Source organism: Streptomyces sp. NPDC002520 (genome assembly GCF_053595235.1).
The window spans coordinates 49,763-66,197 of the sequence record NZ_JBSFXG010000042.1 but is presented as its reverse complement, the minus strand read 5'-3'; the positions used below and the strand labels follow the sequence as shown (position 1 = coordinate 66,197).

12 protein-coding genes are annotated in these 16,435 nt (G+C 71.5%); 4 read left to right on the top strand and 8 right to left on the bottom strand.

Going from position 1 to position 16,435, the window contains the following annotated elements; translation table 11 throughout:
* Nucleotides 1-56 precede the first annotated feature (56 nt).
* On the top strand, nt 57-1,286 hold the full coding sequence (locus ACWD5D_RS37805) for a PucR family transcriptional regulator (RefSeq protein ID WP_451377330.1): 1,230 nt from the start codon (nt 57-59) through the stop codon (nt 1,284-1,286).
* Between the two features lie 4 nt (nt 1,287-1,290).
* Here the strand turns inward: ACWD5D_RS37805 and ACWD5D_RS37800 are convergent, their stop codons facing one another.
* Nucleotides 1,291-1,869 (bottom strand): TetR/AcrR family transcriptional regulator, encoded by a 579-nt coding sequence (locus ACWD5D_RS37800; protein WP_451377329.1) that lies wholly within the window; start codon nt 1,867-1,869, stop codon nt 1,291-1,293.
* A 97-nt stretch (nt 1,870-1,966) separates the two neighbouring features.
* Here ACWD5D_RS37800 and ACWD5D_RS37795 point away from each other — a divergent pair, with 97 nt between their 5' ends.
* Nucleotides 1,967-3,514: an MFS transporter gene (locus ACWD5D_RS37795; RefSeq protein WP_451377328.1), complete on the top strand. Its 1,548-nt coding sequence runs from the start codon at nt 1,967-1,969 to the stop codon at nt 3,512-3,514.
* 106 nt (nt 3,515-3,620) lie between these two features.
* Here the strand turns inward: ACWD5D_RS37795 and serA are convergent, their stop codons facing one another.
* The 6 genes from serA to ACWD5D_RS37765 form a co-directional block, all read right to left on the bottom strand.
* A complete protein-coding gene (gene serA, locus ACWD5D_RS37790) occupies nt 3,621-5,210 on the bottom strand; it encodes a phosphoglycerate dehydrogenase (RefSeq protein ID WP_451377327.1) in 1,590 nt (529 codons plus the stop codon).
* A 235-nt stretch (nt 5,211-5,445) separates the two neighbouring features.
* On the bottom strand, nt 5,446-6,444 hold the full coding sequence (gene ilvC / locus ACWD5D_RS37785; RefSeq protein WP_451377326.1) for a ketol-acid reductoisomerase: 999 nt from the start codon (nt 6,442-6,444) through the stop codon (nt 5,446-5,448).
* A gap of 120 nt (nt 6,445-6,564) precedes the next feature.
* Complete coding sequence (ilvN, locus tag ACWD5D_RS37780) at nt 6,565-7,089, bottom strand: acetolactate synthase small subunit (RefSeq protein ID WP_451377325.1); 525 nt, start codon at nt 7,087-7,089, stop codon at nt 6,565-6,567.
* 20 nt (nt 7,090-7,109) lie between these two features.
* Nucleotides 7,110-8,960 carry an acetolactate synthase large subunit gene (locus ACWD5D_RS37775; protein ID WP_451377324.1) on the bottom strand — a complete coding sequence of 617 codons (1,851 nt, stop codon included), beginning with the start codon at nt 8,958-8,960 and terminating at the stop codon, nt 7,110-7,112.
* Between the two features lie 246 nt (nt 8,961-9,206).
* Entirely contained in the window at nt 9,207-12,380 is a 3,174-nt protein-coding gene (locus tag ACWD5D_RS37770) for a putative bifunctional diguanylate cyclase/phosphodiesterase (protein WP_451377323.1), read from the bottom strand.
* Between the two features lie 407 nt (nt 12,381-12,787).
* Nucleotides 12,788-13,741 (bottom strand): 2-hydroxyacid dehydrogenase, encoded by a 954-nt coding sequence (locus tag ACWD5D_RS37765; protein WP_451377322.1) that lies wholly within the window; start codon nt 13,739-13,741, stop codon nt 12,788-12,790.
* 74 nt (nt 13,742-13,815) lie between these two features.
* Here ACWD5D_RS37765 and ACWD5D_RS37760 point away from each other — a divergent pair, with 74 nt between their 5' ends.
* Both ACWD5D_RS37760 and ACWD5D_RS37755 read left to right on the top strand, forming a co-directional pair.
* Complete coding sequence (locus tag ACWD5D_RS37760) at nt 13,816-14,814, top strand: aldo/keto reductase (protein ID WP_451377321.1); 999 nt, start codon at nt 13,816-13,818, stop codon at nt 14,812-14,814.
* A gap of 143 nt (nt 14,815-14,957) precedes the next feature.
* Nucleotides 14,958-16,127, top strand: coding sequence for a PQQ-dependent sugar dehydrogenase (locus tag ACWD5D_RS37755; RefSeq protein ID WP_451377320.1), 1,170 nt, complete (start codon nt 14,958-14,960; stop codon nt 16,125-16,127).
* A gap of 16 nt (nt 16,128-16,143) precedes the next feature.
* On the opposite strand, the gene ACWD5D_RS37750 is transcribed toward ACWD5D_RS37755, so the two are convergent.
* Nucleotides 16,144-16,398, bottom strand: a complete 255-nt coding sequence (locus ACWD5D_RS37750; RefSeq protein WP_451377319.1) for a DUF6191 domain-containing protein — start codon at nt 16,396-16,398, stop codon at nt 16,144-16,146.
* Nucleotides 16,399-16,435 lie beyond the last annotated feature (37 nt).

Below are 16,435 nucleotides of genomic sequence, written 5' to 3'. Positions count from 1 at the left end.
CAGCTGTCACGCATCCGTTCCCCGGTTCTCAGACAGATGTATGAAGGGGCCCGGAAATGCGCGAGAATGCCCGGGTGACGTCGGATGCTGCGTTTCACCGCGCGGGTGACTACCAGGAGCTGGTGGACGAGATCTCGGAGCTCCTGGGCGTTCCGGCGACCCTGGAGAACCGGGACTTCGAGCTGATCGCCTTCGGCGCGTACGACAGTGAGGGCGAGCTGGATCCGTCGGCGCTGGACCCGGTGCGCACCCGCTCGATCCTGACCCGGCGCTCCACGGCGGCGGTCCGGGCGTGGTTCGAGGGGTTCGGCATCACGCGCGCGACCGGGCCGGTCCGGATCCCGCCGACTCCGGAGGCCGGCGTCTACCGGGGCCGGATCTGTCTGCCGGTACGCCATCGGGGCGTCGTCCTCGGCTATGTCTGGCTGCTGGACGACGATCCGGGTCCGACGGAGGCGCAACTGGCCGCCGCCATGCAGGTGACGGGCCGGATCGGCGCGCTGCTCGCCGACGAGGCGCAGGCCGGTGCCGGGCTGAGCCGGGAGCTGCGGGCGGTGCTCACCGCGGAACGCGGCTGGCAGCAGGACATGGCGGTGGCCGAACTGCGCACGGCTCTCGGTGCCCGCGCGGACGGTCCGCACACCCTGGTCTGCCTGGCCCCGTGGCCCTCGGCCGACCCGGACGACGCCCCCTCGGCCCGTACGGTCCCGCACGCCACGGCGCTGTGCACGGTGCCGTGGGGCGCCACGGCACAGAGCCTCGCGGTGCTGGTCCGGCTCCGCTCGACGGACGTGGGCACGCCGGCCCTGACGGCGGCCGCACGCCTGCTGAAGGAGGCGGAGGGCGGCCGGGGCGCGCGCGGCTCCGGGAGCACGCCCGCCGCCGGGGTCGGCGAACCCCGCATCGGACTGGTCGAGCTGGGGACGGTCTGGCAGGAGGCCTCCGCCGCCGCGCGCGCCGCGCGCGCCGAGCCGCGGCTCGGACCGGTCGCCGAGTGGCGGCACATCGGGCCGTACCGGCTGCTGACCGCACTGCCCCCGGAGTCCGTCCACGACCCGGTGGTCGGCCCGCTCCTCTCCCCCGCCCAGCAGGAGTTGGCCCGCACCGCCGAGGTCTATCTCGACTGCGCGGGCCAGGCCGGCCGCACGGCCGCCGAGCTGGGCATCCACCGTCAGACCCTGTACTACCGGCTGTCCCGGGTGGAGCGGCTGACGGGCCTGGACCTGGACGACGGCGAGGACCGGCTGCTGCTGCACATGGCCCTGAAGCGGGCGCGGCTGGCCTGAGGGGTCAGCTCCGGGCAGCCGCCTCGACGACCTGGCGCAGGCCCTCCGTGAGCGCGTCGCCGTCGGCGGCGGTCTTCGGGTCGAAGGACCACTGGGCGATGAGCCCGGTCATCAGCGTCAGGTAGAAGCGGCCGAGGGTGTCCGCCGTCTCGTCGGAGACCTCGTCCTCCGGCAGGCCCATCAGCAGCGACACGAGGCCGCGCCCGCCCTCGCGCTGCGCACGGGCCAAGTGCTCGCGGACCTCGGGCAGTTCGATGGTCATGACCTCCATGCTGAGCCGCCAGACGGAGCCGGGTTCGCGCATGGTGTCGATGATGTTCGACCACACCCACCGGAAGCGTTCCAGCGACCCGGGGGCACCCTCCTGCGTGGCGGTCTCCGCCTCGCCGAAGGCGTCGGACATGTTCTCCACCAGGGCGACGTAGGCCTGCGCGAGCAGCGCGTCCTTCGAGCCGTAGTGGTAGCCGATCGAGGCCAGGTTGGTCCCGGACTCCTTCACGATGTCGCGCGCGGTCGTGCGCGCGAACCCCTTCTGGAGCAGGCAGCGCTTGGCGCCTTCCAGCAGATCCTCACGGTGTCCCATGCGGACCAGCCTACCCCCGATCCATACAACCGTCCTAGACGGCTGATTTATACGCTCGTACTAGACACACGTTTAAGACGTCCGTACAGTCGCTGCCATGACGAACTCGACACGCACCAACTCCCTTGCCGGACGAGCCGGTCGGCGCGAATGGACCGCCCTCTGCGTGCTGATGCTGCCGCTGCTGCTGGTCTCGATGGACGTCTCGGTCCTCTACTTCGCCATCCCGGCGATCAGCGCGGACCTGGAGCCGAGCGGCACCCAGCAGCTGTGGATCTTCGACATCTACGCCTTCGTCCTGGCCGGATTGCTGATGACGATGGGCTCGCTCGGCGACCGCATCGGCCGCCGCAAGCTCCTGCTGATCGGCGCGGCAGCCTTCGGCGCCGCCTCCCTGGTCGCCGCCTACGCCGACAGCGCCGAGACCCTGATCGCGGCCCGCGCCGTCCTCGGCCTCGGCGGGGCGACCCTGATGCCCTCGACCATGGCGCTGGTCCGCACGATGTTCACCGACTCCGGTCAGCGCGCGAAGGCGATCGGCATCTGGTCCGGCGTCATGACCGGCGGCATCGCGCTCGGCTCGGTCCTCAGCGGTGTCCTGGTCCAGTACTTCTGGTGGGGCTCGGTCTTCCTGGTCAACCTGCCCGCGATGGCACTGCTGCTGGTGCTGGGCCCGATCCTGCTGCCCGAGTCGAAGAACCCGGCTCCCGGCCGCTTCGACCTCGTCAGCGTCCCGCTGTCGATGGCCGCCGTGCTCCCCGTGATCTACGGCCTGAAGGAGATCCCCTCCGAGGGCTGGCACCCGCAGTACGTCGTCTCGGTCACCGTCGGCCTGCTCTTCGCGGCCCTCTTCGTCCAGCGCCAGCGCACCGCGGCCTCGCCGATGATCTCGCCCGACCTGTTCCGCGGCCGCGGCTTCGCCCCCGCCGTCCTGCTCAACCTCGTCTCGTCCTTCGCGATGATGGGCTCGGCGTTCTTCACCACGCAGTACCTGCAGTCGGTGCTCGACAAGAGCGCCATGGAGGCCGCCCTGTGGGCGCTGCTGCCGTCGGTGCCGATCGGCATGGCGGCTCCGGCCGCGACCGCCCTGGTCCAGAAGGGCGTCGACCGCGCCCACGTCGTCACCGCGGGCTTCGCCGTCGCCGCCGCCGGCTACGGGATGCTGGCCCTGGCCGGCACGGACTCCCTCTGGCTCGTCCTCGCCGCGTGCGGCGTCCTCGCCTCCGGCATCGTCATGGTGATGTCCCAGATGACGGACCTCGCCCTGGGTGCGGCCCCGGTGGAGAAGGCGGGCGCCGCGTCCTCCCTGCTGGAGACGGGTGCGGAGTTCGGCGGCGCGCTCGGCATGGCGGCCCTCGGCTCCATCGGCACCGCGCTCTACCGTCACGACATCCCGGCCGCGGCGCCGTCCGACGCGCACGAGACCCTCGGCGGCGCCCTGGCCGTCGCCGACCGTCTTCCGGGGCGCGCGGGAGACGCCCTGGCCACGGCGGCCCGCGAGGCGTTCACACACGGCATGCGGGGCGCGGCGATCGCGGGCGCTGTGGTTCTCGTCCTCGCGGCGGTCGCGGCGACGGTGACCCTGCGCGGGATCCGGGTCCGGGAGACCCCGGCGGAGGAACCGCGGGAGACGGCCGCGGTCTGAGCCTCACGCGCCGCACGCAAAAGGCGCCGGGCGAGCTGGAACTCTCCAGCTCACCCGGCGCCTTCGCAGCTCAGGCCGGCAACATCTCAGCCTGGGGGTGGCGGCCTCAGACCAGGTTCACCGAGCGGGCGGACCTCGCGCCGATCTCCTCCGCGACCTCGGCCAGGACGCCGGGGGCGACCGTGTCGTCGACGGTCAGCACCGCCAGCGCCTCCCCGCCCACCGTGGAACGCGCGACCTGCATGCCGGCGATGTTGAGGCCGGCCTCGCCGAGGATGCGGCCGACGGTGCCGACGACACCGGGACGGTCCTCGTAGCGCAGGACGACCATGTGCTCGGCGAGCGCGAGGTCGACGTCGTAGTCGCCGATCGCGACGATCTTCTGGACGTGCTTCGGACCGGCCAGCGTGCCGGAGACCGACACCTCCTCGCCGGTGCCGAGCGTGCCGCGCACGGTCACCACATTGCGGTGGTCGGCGGACTCCGAGCTGGTGGTCAGGCGCACCTCGACGCCGCGCTCCTGCGCGAACAGCGGCGCGTTGACGTAACTCACCGTCTCGTCGACGACGTCCTCGAAGACACCCTTGAGCGCGGACAGCTCCAGCACCTTCACGTCGTGCTGGGTGATCTCGCCGTAGACCTCGACGTCCAGGCGGACCGCGACCTCACCGGCGAGCGCGGTGAAGATGCGGCCGAGGCGCTCGGCGAGCGGCAGACCCGGCTTGACGTCCTGGGCGATGACACCGCCCTGGACGTTCACCGCGTCCGGCACCAGCTCGCCGGCGAGCGCGAGGCGCACCGACTTGGCGACGGCGATACCGGCCTTCTCCTGCGCCTCGTCGGTGGACGCGCCGAGGTGCGGGGTGCACACGACCTCGTCCAGCTCGAACAGCGGGGAGTCGGTGCAGGGCTCCTTGGCGTACACGTCGAGGCCGGCGCCGGCGACCCGGCCCTCCTTCAGCGCCGCGAACAGCGCCGCCTCGTCGACGATGCCGCCGCGGGCCGCGTTGACGATGCGCACGCTGGGCTTGACCCGGCGCAGCGCCTCGTCACCGATCAGACCGAGGGTCTCGGGGGTCTTCGGCAGGTGGACGGTGACGAAGTCGGAGACCTCGAGCAGCTCGTCCAGCGACAGCACCTTGACGCCCATCTGCGCCGCGCGCGCGGGCTGCACGTAGGGGTCGTAGGCGACGACCTTCATGCCGAAGGCGGACATGCGCTGGGCGACCAGGGCGCCGATGCGGCCGAGGCCGACGACACCGAGGGTCTTCTCGGCCAGCTCCACACCCGTGTACTTGCTGCGCTTCCACTCGCCGTTCTTCAGCGCGGCGTTGGCCTGCGGGATGTTGCGGGCGGTGGCGAGGATCAGACCGCAGGCCAGCTCGGCGGCGGTCACGATGTTGGAGGTCGGCGCGTTGACGACCATCACGCCGGCCTTGGTGGCGGAGGCGACGTCCACGTTGTCGAGGCCGACACCGGCGCGGGCGACGACCTTGAGCTTCTTCGCGGCGGCGATGGCCTCGGCGTCGACCTTGGTGGCGGAGCGGATCAGGATCGCGTCGACGTCGGCGATCGCCGGGAGCAGTTCGGCGCGGTCGGCGCCGTTGCAGTGCCGGATCTCGAAGTCGGGTCCGAGCGCGTCGACAGTCGCGGGCGACAGCTCTTCAGCAATGAGTACGACGGGTTTCGAGCTCACGTGAGGTCCTCACAAGTCCAGAGCGTGCGGACGGCCGTCCCGACGGCCGCAGGCGGAGGAGGGGGGCTAGCCGCGGAAGACGCACGACGCTGTGGGCCTGACGCGTTGTTGTGCAGCAGTCTAGTAGCGCGACGGAGGCCGTCTTGCGCCTCTGCGGAAGGATCACCCGTCCGGGGCTGGACGGGGTGGACAAAGGGGGCCGGAGCAATTTGCCCCGACCCCCCTGACATGGGGCTTACGCCTCCTCGTTGACCCAGCTCATCAGCTTGCGCAGCTGCTTGCCGGTGGTCTCCAGCAGGTGCTCGGAGTCCTGCTTCTTGTACTCGTTGTACTTCTTCAGACCGCCGTGGTACTCGTCCATCCAGTTGGTGGCGAACGTGCCGTCCTGGATCTCGGCGAGGACCTGCTTCATCTCGGCCTTGGTGGCGTCGGTGATGATGCGCGGGCCGGTGACGTAGTCGCCCCACTCGGCGGTCTCGGAGACGGACCAGCGCATCTTCTCCAGGCCGCCCTCGTACATGAGGTCGACGATCAGCTTCAGCTCGTGCAGGCACTCGAAGTAGGCGATCTCGGGCTGGTAGCCCGCCTCGACCAGGGTCTCGAAGCCGGCCTTGACCAGGGCGGAGGTACCGCCGCACAGCACGGCCTGCTCGCCGAACAGGTCGGTCTCGGTCTCCTCGGTGAAGGTCGTCTTGATGACGCCGGCGCGGGTGCCGCCGATGGCCTTGGCGTAGGACAGGGCGAGCGCGAAGGCGTTGCCGGTGGCGTCCTGCTCGACGGCGGCGATGGCGGGGACGCCGCGGCCCTCCTCGTACTGGCGGCGGACCAGGTGGCCCGGGCCCTTCGGGGCGACCAGGGCGACGTCGACACCGGCCGGGGGCTTGATGAAGCCGAAGCGGATGTTGAAGCCGTGGGCGAAGAAGAGGGCGTCGCCGTCGTTCAGGTTGGGGGCGATGGACTCCTCGTAGACCTGGGCCTGGATCGGGTCCGGGATCAGGATCATGATGACGTCGGCCTCGGCGGCGGCCTCGGCGGGGGTCACCACGCGCAGGCCCTGCTCCTCGGCCTTGGCCTTGGACTTGGAGCCCTCGTGCAGACCGACACGGACGTCGACACCCGAGTCCCGCAGCGACAGCGCGTGGGCGTGGCCCTGGCTGCCGTAGCCGATGACCGCGACCTTGCGGCCCTGGATGATGGACAGGTCGGCGTCAGCGTCGTAGAACAGCTCGGCCACTTTGGGTTCTCTCCTTGGAGTGCTGGTGTTGCGTCCCACCGTATGCCGGTGAGGGGAGGGGAAGTCTGGGGGTCTCGCCATCCGGTCGGCGCGAGTCGTCCCGGCCGACCGGACACGGCGTCATGCGGACCGGTCGAGTGAGCGCAGCGAGCGGTCGGTGATCGAACGCGCGCCACGTCCGATCGCGATCGTGCCGGACTGGACCAGCTCCTTGATGCCGTACGGCTCCAGCATCTTGAGCATGGCGGACAGCTTGTCGCTCGATCCGGTGGCCTCGATGGTCACGGCCTCCGGGGAGACGTCGACGGTCTTGGCGCGGAACAGTTGGACGATCTCAACGATCTGGGAGCGCGTCTCGTTGTCGGCGCGCACCTTCACCAGAACGAGTTCGCGCTGAACGGCCGAACCGGGTTCCAGCTCGACGATCTTCAGCACCTCGACGAGCTTGTTGAGCTGCTTGGTGACCTGCTCCAGCGGCAGGTCCTCGACGCCCACGACGATGGTGATGCGGGAGATGTCGGGGTGCTCGGTGACGCCGACCGCGAGCGAGTCGATGTTGAAGCCGCGACGGGAGAAGAGGGCGGCGATGCGGGCCAGGATGCCCGGCTTGTTCTCCACCAGGACGGAGAGCGTGTGCTTGGACATTTCTCGTTCGTCTCTCTCGCTCAGTCGTCTTCGCTGTCGCCGAAGTCGGGGCGGACGTCCCGGGCGGCCAGGATCTCGTCGTTGGAGGTGCCGGCGGCGACCATCGGCCACACCATCGCGTCCTCGTGGACGATGAAGTCGATGACGACCGGGCGGTCGTTGATGGAGTTGGCCTCTTGGATGACCTTGTCCAGGTCCTCGGGCCGCTCGCAGCGCAGGCCGACGCAGCCCATGGCCTCGGACAGCTTCACGAAGTCCGGGACCCGAGTGCCCCGGGCGTCCGGGTTGACGTCGTCCGGGCCGCTGTGCAGCACGGTGTTGGAGTAGCGCTGGTTGTAGAACAGGGTCTGCCACTGGCGGACCATCCCGAGGGCGCCGTTGTTGATGATGGCGACCTTGATCGGGATGTTGTTCAGGGCGCAGGTGGTCAGTTCCTGATTGGTCATCTGGAAGCAGCCGTCGCCGTCGATCGCCCAGACCGTACGGTCCGGCATGCCGGCCTTGGCGCCCATCGCGGCCGGGACCGCGTAGCCCATGGTTCCGGCGCCGCCGGAGTTCAGCCAGGTGGCGGGCTGCTCGTACTGGACGAAGTGCGCGGACCACATCTGGTGCTGGCCGACGCCCGCGGCGAAGATCGTGCCCTTGGGGGCGAGCTGCCCGATCCGCTCGATGACCTGCTGCGGGGCCAGGGAGCCGTCCTCGGGCTGGTCGTAGCCGAGGGGGTAGGTCTCGCGCCAGCGGTTCAGGTCGCTCCACCAGGCGGTGTAGTCGCCCTTGCCGCCCTCGCTGTGCTCCTTCTGCACGGCCTGGACCAGGTCGGCGATGACCTCGCGGGCGTCCCCGACGATCGGCACGTCGGCCTCGCGGTTCTTGCCGATCTCGGCCGGGTCGATGTCGGCGTGGACGATCTTGGCGTACGGGGCGAAGCTGTCCAGCCTGCCGGTGACGCGGTCGTCGAAACGGGCTCCGAGGGCGACGATCAGGTCGGCCTTCTGCAGCGCGGTGACGGCGGTGACCGCACCGTGCATGCCCGGCATTCCCACGTGCAGCGGGTGGCTGTCGGGGAACGCGCCGAGCGCCATCAGGGTGGTGGTGACGGGCGCTCCGGTGAGTTCGGCCAGCACCTTCAGCTCGGCGGTTGCGTGCGCCTTGAGGACGCCGCCGCCGACGTACAGGACGGGCCGCTTGGCGGCGGTGATCAGCTTGGCCGCCTCGCGGATCTGCTTGGCGTGCGGCTTGGTCACCGGGCGGTAGCCGGGCAGGTCCATGGTGGGCGGCCAGGAGAACGTGGTCCTCGCCTGGAGGGCGTCCTTGGCGATGTCGACCAGGACCGGGCCCGGCCGGCCGGTGGAGGCGATGTGGAACGCCTGCGCGATGACCCGCGGGATGTCCTCGGCCTTGGTGACCAGGAAGTTGTGCTTGGTGATCGGCATCGTGATACCGACGATGTCCGCCTCCTGGAAGGCGTCCGTGCCGATCGCCTTGGAGGCGACCTGGCCGGTGATCGCGACGAGCGGCACCGAGTCCATGTGCGCGTCCGCGATCGGCGTGACCAGGTTGGTGGCGCCCGGACCCGAGGTGGCCATGCAGACACCGACCTTGCCGGTGGCCTGCGCGTAGCCGGTGGCCGCGTGGCCGGCGCCCTGCTCATGACGGACCAGCACGTGACGGACGCGGGTGGAGTCCATCATCGGGTCGTACGCCGGGAGGATCGCGCCGCCGGGAATGCCGAATACCGTCTCAGCGCCGACCTCCTCGAGGGAGCGGATGAGGGACTGCGCACCCGTGACGTGCTCGACGGGGGCGGACTGCTGTCCTCCGGAACGGGGCCGCGGCTGCGGATGCTGGGCCCCGGTGGCCTGCTCGGTCATCGGCATTCTCTTCTCGATGCTGAGGGTTTTTGCGAGGTTCGGACGGAGTTGGACTGCCGCACGGATGGTGCTCGTGCAACAAAAAACCCCTCGTGCCGTAAGGCAAGCGAGGGGAGCGCGTCGGTGTGGTGGGCGCTGGGAGTTCCGGATCGTTCTCCGGTCTGTCCCAGCTCAGCCGACGCGCTGTCCAAGTACGAGAATTCGGGTGCGCATGGCACTGACCCTCCCTCCGACGCGCACCTAGTGTCAAGTGGGTGGGACAGGCGTCTCATTATGTGAACGAAGGGCACTTCCACCTCCGAGGACAGCGGCGGACACACCCCCTGTGTACACCCCCGCGCCGCCCCTTTGCAGGGCTCGCTCACCTCCCGGGTGCCCCGATTCCCGTACCCCGCCCACGAAGGCCGGTTCGGCCGGTGGGCCCGGCACCGGGTAGTGGCCGGAAGCGAGTACCCGGCGCAGGCGGTACTCGTCCAGCGGGCCCGCGAACGCCATGCCCTGCCCGTGCGTGCACCCCATCGCGCGCAGCGCCACGACCTGCTCCGGCAGGTCCACGCCCTCGGCGACGGACTGCAGCCCGAGATCCCCGGCGATGCGCAGCAGCCCGCTGGTGATCTTGTGCAGCCGCGCGGACTCCACGACGCCCTCGACCAGGCCGCGGTCGAGCTTGAGGATGTCCACGGGCAGCCTCCTGAGGGCTGTGATGGCCGCGTGGCCGCTGCCGAAGCCGTCCAGCGCGATCCGTACCCCGAGCCGGCTCAGCGCGGTCAGGCGGCGCTCCAGCTCGTCCAGGGGGATCTTGGGGCCGGCGTCGGACAGTTCGACCACCAGTGCCCCGGGCGGCAGCCCGTGCCGGGTCAGCAGCGCCTCGACCGAGCCGAGCGGCATCGAGCGGTCCAGCAGCCGCCGGGCGCTCATCCGCACGGCCACGGGTACGACGGGCCCGCCCGCGGCCCGCTCGGCGGCCTCCCCCACGGCCTGCTGGAGGATCCAGCGCTCCAGTTCCGCCGTCTTGTCGCCGTCCTCGGCCACCCGCAGGAACTCGGCCGGGGTGAACAGCACGCCCTGGGAGGAGCGCCAGCGCGCGTGCACGGCGACCGCCGCGATCCGGCCGTTCTCCAGGCACACCACCGGTTGGTGCAGCAGGGCGAACTCGCCGTCGTGCAGCGCGGCCCGCAGCCGGGTGGCCAGCTCCGCCTTGCGTACGACGTCCTGCTGCATCTGCGGCCGGTACAACTCGACGCGGCCCTTGCCGGCCGCCTTCGCCCGGTACATGGCGAGGTCGGCGTTGCGCAGCAGCTCGCCCGCGCCGAGGCCGGGCTCGGCGAAGGCGACGCCGATGGAGGCGTTGACCCGGACGTCGTTGGTGTCGATGGCGTACGGCTGGGAGAGGGTCCCCCTGAGGCGGTCGGCGAGCTCCAGGATGTTCCGCTCCCGGGCGGCGCGGTCCCGGCTGCCGTCCCCGGCGATCAGGGCCGCGAACTCGTCGCCGCCCAGCCGGGCGGCGGTGTCTCCCTGCCGGACGGCGTCCTGGAGTCTGCGGGCGGCCTGGACGAGCAGTTCGTCGCCGGCCTGGTGGCCGATCGTGTCGTTGACGGCCTTGAAGCCGTCCAGGTCGATGAAGAGCACGGCCGTGCCGAACAGGGCGGCGCCCCGGTCGGTGGCGCGGCGGCCGGACAGCGCCTGCTGCACGCGCCGGGTGAACAGGGCGCGGTTGGGCAGGTCGGTGAGCGGGTCGTGCTCGGCGCTGTGCTGGAGCTGGGCCTGCAGGCGCACCCGCTCGGTCACGTCCCGGCTGTTGAAGATGAGGCCGCCGTGGTGGCGGTTGACGGTGGACTCGACGTTGAGCCAGCCTCCCCCGCCACCGGAGCGGAAGCGGCACTCGATGCGGGTGGTGGGTTCGTCGAGGGGGCTGGCGGCGAGGAAGCGGCGCACCTCGTGCACCACGCAGCCCAGGTCCTCGGGATGGATGAGACCGGCCAGTTCCGTGCCCACCAGGTCCTCCGCGGGGCAGCCGTAGACCCCGGCGGCGGCCGGGGAGACGTACCGGAGGATGCCGTTGGGCGCGGCGATCATGATGACGTCGCTGGAGCCCTGCACCAGGGAGCGGAAGTGGTTCTCCTTCTGCGCGAGTTCCTGGGTGAGGGTGATGTTGTCCAGCAGCATGATGCCCTGGCGGATGACGAGCGCCAGGACGACGGCTCCCGCGGTGATCAGCACCACCTGGTCGGGCCTGCGGCCGTTGAGGACGTTGTACAGGATGCCGAGGGTGCACACCGCGGCGGCGAGGTACGGGGTGAGCGCGGCGAGCGAGCCCGTGAGCGGCCCGCCGGCCTGGTACCGGCCGTGCTCGCCGCCCGGCGCGGGCACGGGCCCGTGCGCGTCGGGGGCGGGCGGGTGCGGGTGCGCGTCGGACGCGGGCGGGTGCGCGAGTTCGGCGGACACCGGCGGGTGCGCGTGTTCGGCGGGCGCGTCGGCGTGCGGCTGTGCGGGGCGGCCGCCACGCTGACCGGGGACGTGCTCGTGGACCACGCGCGTGTGCCCGTCCGGTCCGTGCGCCGCCTGCGCGCCCTTGCCGCGGGGCGCGGCCCAGGGGGCGTAGGCGAGCAGCAGCGACCCGGCGAACCAGCCCGCGTCCAGCAGTTGTCCGGAGTGGTAACTGCTGTGCAGCAGCGGCGAGGTGAACAGCGCGTCGCACATCACGGTGAGGGCGAGCGCGCCGATCGCGGTGTTCACCGCGGTGCGGTTGCCCGGGGTGCGGCGGAAGTGCAGCGCGAGGACCATGCTGACGAGCGCGATGTCGAGCAGCGGGTACGCCAGTGACAGCGCGGTGTGCGCCACGCTCGGGCCGTCGAAGCGGGCGGCCTGGGCGAGCGCGAGACTCCACGACAGGGTGAGCAGCGAGCCGCCGATCAGCCAGGCGTCCAGCGCCAGGCAGATCCATCCCGCCCTGGTCACCGGCCGCTTGGCGAGGACCAGCAGGCCCACGATGGCGGGCGGCGCGAAACACAGGAAGAACAGGTCGGCATAGCTCGGGCTGGGCACGGCCTGGCCCAGGACGACCTCGTACCACCCCCAGACCGCGTTGCCCAGGGCGGCCATCGCCGAGGACAGGGAGAACAGCAGCCAGGCCGGGCGGAAGCGCACCCGGGGGCTGCGGGCGAAGAAGAAGCAGGAGACGGCGGCGGTGCCGGCCGCGGCGCTCAGGCCGAAGTCGCCCATGAACAGTGCGACTTCCTCCGAGCCCCAGTCGAAGGCGGATCCGACACCGTAGGCCGCGCAGAGCAGCGCGAGGGCGAGCTGCTGGGCCAGCCGTTTCCCGTCGCCGGTCACCCGCGGACGAAACGGCGGCGCACCGCGCCGCTGCGGTGCGCGCCGGGCTCCGTCGCGCGGGGGCGTCACGGAGGCCGGCGCGTTCACCGGGGCCTCCAGGTCCGGGGCGCTCCCGGGTCCCTCGGGTCCCGGTGCGCATGCCTCCTGCGGCTGGTGTGCCTGCGGTGGTGGCTGTGATGGGTCGCGTGGCGGCCGCGTCTGCGCGTGGCCGTGAGCCCGGGCCGCCGTCGGCGGCTCCGCCGCGTCGGATCGTTCGTCCATAGGCCGTGCATCGCCCGTCGCCCCCTCACAGATCTGAAACGTCCATCCCCGGCGCCGAACGGTCGGCGGCGCAGCCCCTGTCGGGACGATACACCAGTATCGTCACTCAGGGACATAGCTTCTCTACGCTCAGTGACGACCAGCGGAGATACGGACACGCACCGCGCCCGAACGGCTGCGGAGGGTGCCCGCTCGGGGTCCCCTCCGCACGCGCGAAGCCGAGCCCAGGGGGGTCAGGCCCCTGTGGTGAGAACCACGTTCCGCAGGGGTTCGTGGTTCACGAACCGGTTCAACTGGTCCACGAGCAGGCGTTTGGCGCGCGGCATGAAGGCCGAGCTGGGTCCGCCCACGTGCGGGCTGATCAGCACGCCGGGCGCGTGCCACAAGGGGTGCCCCGGCGGCAGCGGTTCGGGGTCGGTCACGTCGAGGGCCGCCGTGATGCGGCCGCTCTCCAGCTCGTCGAGCAGCGCCTTGGTGTCCACGACGGGTCCCCGGGAGACGTTCACGAGCAGCGCGCCGTCCTTCATCCGGCCCAGGAAGCCGGCGTCGGCCATGCCTCGTGTCTCGTCCGTGAGGGGCGTCGTGAGGATCACGACATCGGCCTCCGGGAGCAGTGCCGGCAATTCGGTGAGCGGGTGCACGGGACCGCGCGCCGTGGCACGCCGGGAGCGCGCGACGCGCGCCACCCGCGCCGGTTCGAAGGGCGCGAGCCGGTCCTCGATGGCGGCGCCGATGGCGCCGTAGCCCACGATGAGCACGCTCCGGTCGGCGAGGGAGGGGTGGAACCCGCTCTGCCAGTGCCCTTCCTGCTGTGCGCGCACGAACTGGGGGATGCCGCGCAGGGAGGCGAGGATCAGGGTGAGTGCCAGCTCGGCCGTGCTCGTCTCGTGCACCCCGCGTGCGTTGCACAACTGCACACCGGGCACGATCAAGGACAGTCGGGCGGTCATGTCGTCGACGCCGGCCGTGAGCGTCTGGATGACCCGGACGTTCGTCAGCCGCTCCAGCGGGCGCACCTTGACCGGGTACCGCTTCATGTACGGCACCACGTACATGACGCAGTCCGCCGGGTCGCCCGGGAACTCCTGGCCGCCGTCCTCGCCCCCGTCCCAGAACAGGTAGCGGGGCCCGTCGGGAAGCCCCTCGATCTCCTCCGGCGGGATGGGAAGCCACACATCAGCAGTCATGCATGGAGGCTATGTCAGGCCCCGAAGACGCAGAGGTTAGGTTGGGGACCCGGAAGAGGGAGGTTCGCGGGCAGGTGGAGCGCAGGACGATCGGCGCGGGGGCGCTTGCGGTGGGGGCCGTCGGTCTCGGGTGCATGCCGATGAGCTGGGCGTACAGCGGCTCACGGCAGCGGGGCGAGGAGTCGCTCCGGGCGGTGCACCGGGCGTTGGACATGGGCTCGACCCTCCTGGACACGGCGGACATGTACGGCCCGTTCACCAACGAGCTGCTGCTCGGGCGGGTGTTGAAGGAGCGGCGGGCGGACGCGTTCGTGTCGACGAAGGCGGGGCTGCTGGTGGGCGAGCAGCACATCGTGGCCAACGGCCGCCCCGGGTACGTGAAGCGGGCCTGCGACGCCTCGCTGCGACGCCTGCAGACGGACGTGATCGACCTCTACCAGCTGCACCGCGCCGACCCCGAGGTGCCCGTCGAGGAGACGTGGGGCGCGATGGCCGAACTGGTCCAGGCCGGCAAGGTGCGGGCGCTGGGCCTGTGCGCGGTCGGCGCGCGCGGCGGGCGCCGCTCGGGGGCGCGGCTGCACGACACGACGCTGCGCCAGCTCCAGCGGGTGCAGCAGGTCTTCCCGGTGAGCGCGGTGCAGGCGGAGCTGTCGGTGTGGTCGCCCGAGGCGCTGGACGCGCTGCTGCCGTGGTGCGAGGCGCGGGGCGTGGGTTTCCTCGCGGCGATGCCGCTGGGCAACGGCTTCCTGACCGGCACGCTCACCCCCGGCGAGGGCTTCGAGCCGGACGACGTGCGCGCCCGCCATCCACGCTTCACCGCCGAGATGATGGCGGCCAACCAGCCGATCGTCGCCGGTCTGCGGCGTGTCGCCCGCCGCCACGGCGAGGAGGTCGGCCCGGCGCAGGTGGCGCTGGCGTGGGTGCTGGCGCAGGGCAGGCACGTGGTCCCGGTGCCGGGCACCAAGCAGGAACGCTGGGCGAAGGAGAACGCGGCGGCGGCCGGCCTGCGGCTGACCGCCGAGGATCTCGCCGAGGTGTCCCGGCTGCCGGCCGCGCAGGGGTCCTGGGACTGACGCGAGGGGCATGCTGGAACTGACACGGTGGCGTCCGGGGCCCCGGGAGGTTTCCGCATACGGTTTCGGCGGACCGGGAACCCGGGCGGGGCGAGCGGTGTATGAGAAGGAGAAGCCGTCTTGGGCCGCCACTGCGAAGGGACATGAACGTGCGACGTCGTGCTGTGTCGGCCGTGCTGGCCGCGACCGCGCTCCTGCTGACGGCGGGGTGCTCCTCCGGCGGCGGAGGGCTCCCGGCCGGCGTCCGGAGCACGGCACCCGGGAGTACGGTGTCGGGCACCGCCTCCGCCCCGAACGCCACGGAGTCGGTCCCTCCCGCCACGGGCTCGGTGAAGGTGCTGCGCACGGTGGCCGAGGGCCTGAAGACACCGTGGGGCCTGGCGCCGCTGCCCGGCGGGGATCTGCTCGTCTCCTCCCGCGACGACGGCACGATCGTCCGGATCGACGCGTTGACGGGCAAAAAAACCGAGCTGGGCACGGTCTCCGGGGTCTCCCCGGCCGGCGAGGGCGGCCTGCTGGGCATCGCCCTGTCCCCCGACTACGCCTCGGACCACATGATCTACGCCTACTTCACCTCGGCGTCGGACAACCGCATCGTGCGGATGCTGTACGACGAGCGGAAGCCGGCCGGTGAGCAACTGGGCGCCCCCGACACGGTGTTCAGGGGCATCCCGAAGGGCTTCATCCACAACGGCGGCCGGATCGCCTTCGGCCCCGACGGAATGCTCTACGCGGGCACGGGCGAGAGCGGCCGGCGGGGACTGGCCCAGGACAAGAAGTCCCTGGGCGGCAAGATCCTCAGGATGACTCCGGAGGGCGCACCGGCCCCGGGCAACCCCTTCCCCGGCTCCCCCGTGTACTCGTACGGCCATCGCAACGTCCAGGGCCTGGCCTGGGACGCCGAACAGCGCCTGTTCGCCTCGGAGTTCGGCCAGGACACCTGGGACGAGCTGAACGCGGTCAAGCCCGGCGGCAACTACGGCTGGCCGGACGCCGAGGGCAGGTCCTCCACCCCCGGCTTCCAGAACCCGCTGGCCCAGTGGCACACCGACGAGGCCTCCCCCAGCGGAATCGCCTGGGTCCACGGCGTGATCTGGATGGCCGCCCTGAGGGGGCAGCGGCTGTGGCGCATCCCGCTGCGGGGCACCGAGGCCTCGGCGGCCCCGGAATCCTTCCTCACCCGCGAGTACGGCCGCCTGCGGACGGTGGTCGCGGCGGGCGACGACAAGGTGTGGCTGGTGACGAGCAACACGGACGGCCGGGGGAAGCCGAAGAAGGGGGACGACCGGGTGCTGGAGGTGCGGGTGGAGTAGCCCGCCGGCTCACGCCTCACACCTTTCCGGGTTCCTCCCGGGTGGCCGTCGTCGTTTCCTCTTCCGTCGCCTCATCCGTCTCCGTCGCGGGCTCTTGTCCGGCCGGGGGTGACGCGGGCGGGCGTACGACGACCTTCCCCGAGGCCAGGTCGATGGGTCCCCGCCCGGGATCGTTGTCCCCGACGTCCTCCCGGGTCAGCTCCAGGCGTTTCTGCTCGTCCTTGGTGTGCTTGCGGCCCGGCGCGAACAGTTCCTCGAAGACGTTGAACACGGCCTTTCCCCCCTCTGCCGGATTCCCCCAGCGTACG

What these genes read in the sequence shown, in the direction of transcription:
- ACWD5D_RS37800 (WP_451377329.1), bottom strand. Translation starts at nt 1,869, where the DNA reads ATGGGACACCGTGAGGATCTGCTGGAAGGCGCCAAGCGCTGCCTGCTC.
- ACWD5D_RS37765 (WP_451377322.1), bottom strand. Translation starts at nt 13,741, where the DNA reads ATGACTGCTGATGTGTGGCTTCCCATCCCGCCGGAGGAGATCGAGGGG.
- ACWD5D_RS37775 (WP_451377324.1), bottom strand. Translation starts at nt 8,960, where the DNA reads ATGACCGAGCAGGCCACCGGGGCCCAGCATCCGCAGCCGCGGCCCCGT.
- ACWD5D_RS37795 (WP_451377328.1), top strand. Translation starts at nt 1,967, where the DNA reads ATGACGAACTCGACACGCACCAACTCCCTTGCCGGACGAGCCGGTCGG.
- ilvN (WP_451377325.1), bottom strand. Translation starts at nt 7,089, where the DNA reads ATGTCCAAGCACACGCTCTCCGTCCTGGTGGAGAACAAGCCGGGCATC.
- ACWD5D_RS37755 (WP_451377320.1), top strand. Translation starts at nt 14,958, where the DNA reads ATGAACGTGCGACGTCGTGCTGTGTCGGCCGTGCTGGCCGCGACCGCG.
- ACWD5D_RS37805 (WP_451377330.1), top strand. Translation starts at nt 57, where the DNA reads ATGCGCGAGAATGCCCGGGTGACGTCGGATGCTGCGTTTCACCGCGCG.